The 6,205-nt window shown below is 55.0% G+C and carries 5 protein-coding genes; 2 read left to right on the forward strand and 3 right to left on the reverse strand.

What is annotated here, in order from left to right; genetic code table 11:
* Positions 1 to 336: 336 nt before the first annotated feature.
* Positions 337 to 513, forward strand: coding sequence for a hypothetical protein (locus ACW17M_RS12115; protein WP_457547503.1), 177 nt, complete (start codon positions 337 to 339; stop codon positions 511 to 513).
* Positions 514 to 664: 151 nt separating this feature from the next.
* Positions 665 to 841, forward strand: coding sequence for a hypothetical protein (locus ACW17M_RS12120; RefSeq protein ID WP_457547504.1), 177 nt, complete (start codon positions 665 to 667; stop codon positions 839 to 841).
* A 195-nt stretch (positions 842 to 1,036) separates the two neighbouring features.
* On the opposite strand, the gene ACW17M_RS12125 is transcribed toward ACW17M_RS12120, so the two are convergent.
* The 3 genes from ACW17M_RS12125 to ACW17M_RS12135 form a co-directional block, all read right to left on the reverse strand.
* Positions 1,037 to 4,192, reverse strand: coding sequence for an efflux RND transporter permease subunit (locus ACW17M_RS12125; RefSeq protein WP_457547505.1), 3,156 nt, complete (start codon positions 4,190 to 4,192; stop codon positions 1,037 to 1,039).
* A 3-nt stretch (positions 4,193 to 4,195) separates the two neighbouring features.
* Positions 4,196 to 5,293, reverse strand: coding sequence for an efflux RND transporter periplasmic adaptor subunit (locus ACW17M_RS12130; protein ID WP_457547506.1), 1,098 nt, complete (start codon positions 5,291 to 5,293; stop codon positions 4,196 to 4,198).
* Between the two features lie 91 nt (positions 5,294 to 5,384).
* Complete coding sequence (locus ACW17M_RS12135; protein ID WP_201304181.1) at positions 5,385 to 5,921, reverse strand: class I SAM-dependent methyltransferase; 537 nt, start codon at positions 5,919 to 5,921, stop codon at positions 5,385 to 5,387.
* Positions 5,922 to 6,205 lie beyond the last annotated feature (284 nt).

Here is a 6,205-nt window from a genome sequence, read left to right on the forward strand (position 1 = left end):
ATCGGATCAATAGCGCGCCAACCTGCACACGTTTGTCTTCGTCCTGTACGCGTTGACTGAGGAGAGTGCCTTGCGGGCATCACTGCTTACCAATGTTAAGAAATACTCGAAAATATACCGAAAGATTGGATCAGGCAAGAAATGAAGAGTATCTGGCATTCTGATTTGTTCACTTTAAACCTATCATGCATGTACTGATGAAGCGACTAGTAAACCAAGCATTCTTCTCTAAAAGAGCTAATTAACTCATATGTAGGAAGTTAGAGAGGAGGCGATCCATAAGTTTCTTTTTCAGCTGAGTAGGTTGAGTAACTAGTTAAACGTAAGGAGTGAGTAATGAAACTTTTAAATGCGGCCTTAATTATTGCATTAGTGCTTTCCTCAGGTGCAGCACTCGCTGAGAGAGGCTCGGGTGAAGACAATAGGATTACTCATCCTGAATCGACATCAACAGAGTTAGACAGTGGTGCACGAAACCTTCCGCCCTCTGAAGCGCTTGTTAGTAACCCTTAGAAGACGCTAAGTGGGGCGGTTATAGCCAGTACATTCTAGAAGGATCTAAAGTCATTGAAACTACTCGGCAGCTTGTAACGTTTACATTTGAATAAACATCGCCAGTATTTTGCCGAGAGCTAAATAACTGTTTAAGCATAAGGAGTGAATGATGAGAATTTTAAATGCAGCCTTAGTAGTTACATTAACACTTATCTCAGGCGTAGCATTCGCTGAGAGAGGTTCGAATGAAGACAACAAGATTGTTTATCCTGAATCAGCGCCTTCGAAGCAAGATAGCGGTGCACGAAGTTTTTCACCGTCTGAAATGCTGGTTATAAATCCTTAAACGAAGCTACTGATTATGGTATAGATAGCAATGCCGGGCGGGCCTAGTAATTTTAGACCCGCCCGTTTATTTTCAGGCTTCCATTTGATTCAGTAAGGTTGAGATTTTACGCTACTCCTAAGGCTGCGGTCTCAACAGCCAAGCACAACATTTACCCCATTAGATGAAGTGTTGCTTTGTCCAGCCCCGCGCCTTTCATGGTGTTGAGCGTTGATCCCTGCGCGATGATACCCACCCGGCAATATGCCGGTGCCCGCTTATGGCGGCTATCATCAAACTGGGCAGGAACGTCAGGGTGATGACCGTGGAAAACGCGATGCCGAACATCACGATGGCGCCCAGGCCACGGTAGAGTTCGGTGCCCGCCCCAGGGATCAGTACCAGAGGGGCGAGACCGAAGATGGTGGTCAGGCTGGACATCAGGATCGCGCGCAGACGGATATTGACCGCATCATCAACTGCCGCGACGATGGATTCCGCTCCTTCTTCCAGCCGCTTGTAGGCTTCCTGAACGATCAGGATCGGGTTGTTGACGACGGAGCCGAGCAATACCAGAAAGCCGAGTAGCGTGATCATATCGAAAGGCTGGTGGATGCCAAACGGAGCGCCGAGGCCGTTGAGTATCGCCAGGCCAAGAATCCCGCCCGCGAGCCCCAAGGGAATTGTGGCCATGACGAATAGCGGCCGCCCCCAGTGGCGGAAAATCGCCACTAGCATCAGATAGCACAACAGCACCGCGATCATGAAATTACCCGAGACCGCTTCGCGGGTGGCTTGCAACTGGTCGCTGGCACCGGTGATATCTATCGAGACGCCGTGCGGGATCTCACCGTCACTGCGCATGGCCCCGATCAACTCGTTTTCCACGCGTTCGACGCCCGTTTCCAGCGCCACCGAGCGTGGCGGCACGATATTCAGCGTCACCGTACGGCGCCCGTCCAGCCGTCGAATGCTGTCCGTATCGACGGACTTGTTCAAATCGGCCAATGCGGAAAGTGGCAGCACGTCGCCAGACGGTGTGGCAATGGGCAGGTCACCTAGGCGCTCCGCCCGCTGATCGCTACCCGCGCTGCTGAATAGGTAGATGTCGACCCGGCGGTCATCGAGGATCATCTGGTCGGCAAACGCACCATCGCTTAGCGCCGCCACGGAATAGCCAAAGCGTTCTGCGTCGAGCCCGACTTCCACCAGACGCTCCCACCGAGGCTGGATCTCCAGCAATAATTGATCCAGGCTGAGTGAGCTGGGTTCGGAACCAATCTGCGCGTTGTTGAACAATGCTCCCGCACGGGCATAAGCAAGACTCGCAACCTGATAGATCTCGGCAAGATTAGAGCCGGAAATGTCCATGTTGATGCTGCGCGTGCCGCCATCGTTGGTAGAGATAATGGAACCCCGTGAGGCGAATGCGCGCATACCTGGCCAGGCCGTAAAGCGTGCCTCGAGTGCGCTCATCAAGGCTTCCAGATCGGCCGGGTCTTTCGGGTCGGTAATAACACGGATGCCTTGGGCATCAACGAACATGGCAAAGAACCTCAGGGCGGGAATATTCGTTTCGCCACGGTGGAAGCGTTCCGGTTCGTCAACGAGACGCTGCTGTAGCTCGGGGATTAACGCTTGTGCGATGGTTTCCATCTCCGTCAGGTTGTAGCCCGGCGGCGCGATCATGTTAGAAAAGATTCGCGCCTCTTCGCCTTCCGGCAAGTACTCCGCTGGTGGGGTTAGCCACACCACGGTCCATACCGACAAGCCAAGCGTGCCGAGCAGAATAGTCATCCGACGCTTTGGACTGTAATAGGCATTGGCGATCCATCGGCCGATTCGGTCAAATGCGCCGTCGTTTACGGAAACGCTTGGCTGTAGTGCCGGCAGCAGCCGCGCCGCCATTGCCGGGAGCACAGTTACTGCGACCGCCATCGATGCAAGGATAGAGGTCGAAATAGCAATCGCGATATCTGAGTAGAGTTGCCCGGCTTCCTCCTGGATAAAAAGCGTAGGTGCAAACACCAGAACAGACGTAAGCGTGCTTGCTATGACCGCCGTCCACACCCGGCGCACACCCGCCACCGCGGCATCGAAGGGTTTCAGGCCGCGTCGTCGCGCCTGATCGATGCTCTCGAGGACGACGATGGTGTTATCCAGCGTCATACCGATGGCAAACGCCACGCCGGCCAATGAAATAACGTTCAGGGTCCGACCTGCCAGCAACAGACCGATAAAGGCGGCGATAGTACAAACCGGGATGGCAATCACCCCTATGAAGGTACTGCGTGCCGAACGTAGAAAGGCAAACATTATAAGTGTTGCCAGCATCGTCCCGAGTAAAAGGTTATTCCAGACATTGGCGACCGAGTCTTCAACGTAGCGCGCATCCTCGTTAATCAGCGTCATTTCAAGACCTAGCGGCGCCAGAATCTCGTTGCTGACCGCCTCGACCTCCGGTAGCACGGCATACTTGGTCTGGACGACATTCGACCCCGTTTCGCGGCGCACCGCCAGAATCAGTGATGGCAGGCCGTTATAGAACGCATGGGTGCGAATTTCGTGGTGGCTGAGCTGGATATCGGCCAATTCGGATAGTCGCATCAAGGCGCCTTGGCGCTCTGCAATGATCAATTCACCCATATCGGCGGGCTCGCTAAAGCGGCCGACCGTACGTGCCATCACGCTGCGTTTGCCACTGTCCAGGTCGCCCGCCGAACTGTCGACGTTGCGTGTCTGCAGTGCATTGCGCACATCGGTCATGTCGAGCCCGCGTTCGGCCAAACGGTGCGGATCGACCTCTATGCGCACTTGCCGTGCTTCCGCGCCCCATATTTCCACGAGCGAAACACCATTGACACGCTCCAGACGGGGGCGCACCTCATCCTCCAGAAAGTTACGCATCATCTCCAGATCGAGGTTTTCCCCACTTTCCGCACGTGGCCCGATGCGGAAATACATGAAGGGTTCGTCCGAGGAAGAGACTGTCGTCAGGGCGGGGGCATCGACATTCTCGGGATAGCTGGATACTTGGCTGAGCGCGTTATTGGTGCGTATCAGCGCTTCGTTGATGTCGACGCCGAAGGGAAATTCCAACTCAATGCTGGCTTGGCCGATGTTAGCGGTCGAAACCATCCTTTGGAGATTGGGCAAGGTACGGAGGTATTGTTCCTGCTCGATCAGGATCTCTTGCTCCACGTCACGGGGAGACGCCCCAGGCCAGCTTGTCTCCACGCTGATGGTGCGCACCTCCAGGTCAGGAATCATCTGAACGGGTACACGCATTGCAGCGCTGATCCCCAGCAAACATAGGATTAGAACCGCGACGGCAATCAGGGTGCTGTGGTGAATAACGCGTCCGAAATCCATGTGTTAACGCTCCACCACTTCTACGGACTGACCGTCGGTCAAGGCCTCGTTGCCTCGGGTGACGACCTGATCACCCTGGCGCAGGGTGTCGCCTGCAACGGCGACCTGACCGCCCTGTTCATACAGAATTTGCACCTGGCGCCGGCGGGCGATGCGTTCATCGTCTGTGTTATCGACGATGTAGACGCTGTGACTACCATCCGGTTGGCGCAGCAACGCATCGCGACTGATGGCCAACGTATCGGTTGCTTGCGGGGGTAAAGAAATTTCTGCCCGGGCGGAGGTGCCAGGAAGTAATCGACCCTGTGGATCGTTTACCAGTAGGCGAAGTAGAAAGGTTCTCGCCTCGGGGTCGGTGACGGGAACCCGTGCAATGATCTGCGCTGGCAATGGGGTGTCATCCAGCGTATCGGCAAATACCTGCGCTTGTGTCTGCTCTTCTAGCTGCCCAAATCGCTCTTGGGGCACTTGCACATCCAGACGTATACGATCAATCGTGACTAACGATAACACCGGCGTTCCCCGTTGCACCCATTCGCCAACTTCGGTGAGTTTTTCGGCGACGACGCCTGGGAAGGGGGCTGGCAAACTGTGCCGTTCAACCAGTTCTTCCTGCTCTCGTGTGGCTGCTTGAGCGGAGGCTGCCGATGCCCGTGCTAGATTTAGCGCGGCAACACGCGATGCGACCTCTGTTGCGGGGATGGCCTGACGTTCAGCGAGCCGCTGTGCCTCATTTACCAAGCGTTCAGCCTCTCGCACCGAGGCGTTTGCCTCTTCCTCCTGAGCGCGAGCACGCGTGAGCGCCTGTTGTGCAAGGGCCGGGTCGAGTTCGAGGAGTAGCTGTCCGGTCTCAACATGATCACCCGCTTCAACATGCAGGCGTGCCACGAGTCCGTCCGCGCGAGGGGAGAGACGTGTCTGGCGCTCAGCGGTTAGGGTACCCGTAAGTGACAACTGCTCGCCTAACGTCGCCAGTTCCGCTGGTACCGCTGAGACAGGTACGGCAGCACGCTCATTGTCACTTATATTATCGTCAGCAGGGGTGCCACAGGCGGTCAGCAGAAAACAGGCGAATCCAGAAAGCCAGAATTTGATGGTCATAGTCATCCTCTCCGGCCATCCTCTGCTAGGAGAAAAGCCATCAGTGGGTTTCGATTACTGTGAATGGAGTAGTGCAGATGACACTCCGTCATCACACGCCGATGCGCTCACCGCTAGCGGCAGGACGAGGCTTACGTCGGACGATGCGGTAGACGGTGGCGGGAGGGACATTTACGAGTATGCGACCAATACGCGTTGCCTTAAGCCCAAGGCGGTCGAGCAGCGCTCGGGGTATAGGGCAGCTCGGGCCATAAGTGAACTGATAAAAAGATCCTTCGGGCCGCATTTTGGCAAAAGCGCCGTCCAGAATGGCGATCATCTTACGTGGAGACATTGACAGCATGGGCAACCCACTGACGACAGCACCAGCATGCGCCCCGTCGAAAAACTTAACTTCGTGTAGCCTTGAAGCATCAATACAAAACGTGTGAGCATGCCCGAAGCGATGCTGTAGCTTGGTAACGAATGCCGCGTCATTCTCGATTAATGCTATGTTTTTCTGGTCGATACCACGCTCAATGAGTGCGTGTGTAAAGACACCCGTCCCCGGCCCAAGCTCGATGATCAGACCCGTATCCGTAGATATTTCCGAGGTGATAAGGTTGGCCAGCGCTCGACCGGAAGGCATGAGCGCACCAATACTCAGTGGGTTAAAGAGCCAAGCCTTGAAGAATAAGAGTGTGTCGGACAGGTTTCTAAGTTCCATAGCTTTTCTAAACTCTTCAAAAGAATCGAAGGTGGCAGCATCTGCGAAGACTATCGATTGTTACCAAGACCCTGCCTACTACCTGAATCCGTGAGACCGGCCCCCAGGAATGCTTCTAACCTACTGAACTGCATGGCAATATAGCGAATATCGCCATTCACCCAGACAGTGCCATGCCCAACGTCAAATTCCGCGCCAGTCGCCGC

The sequence above is a fragment of the Vreelandella sp. 2A-K22 genome, from assembly GCF_054065485.1.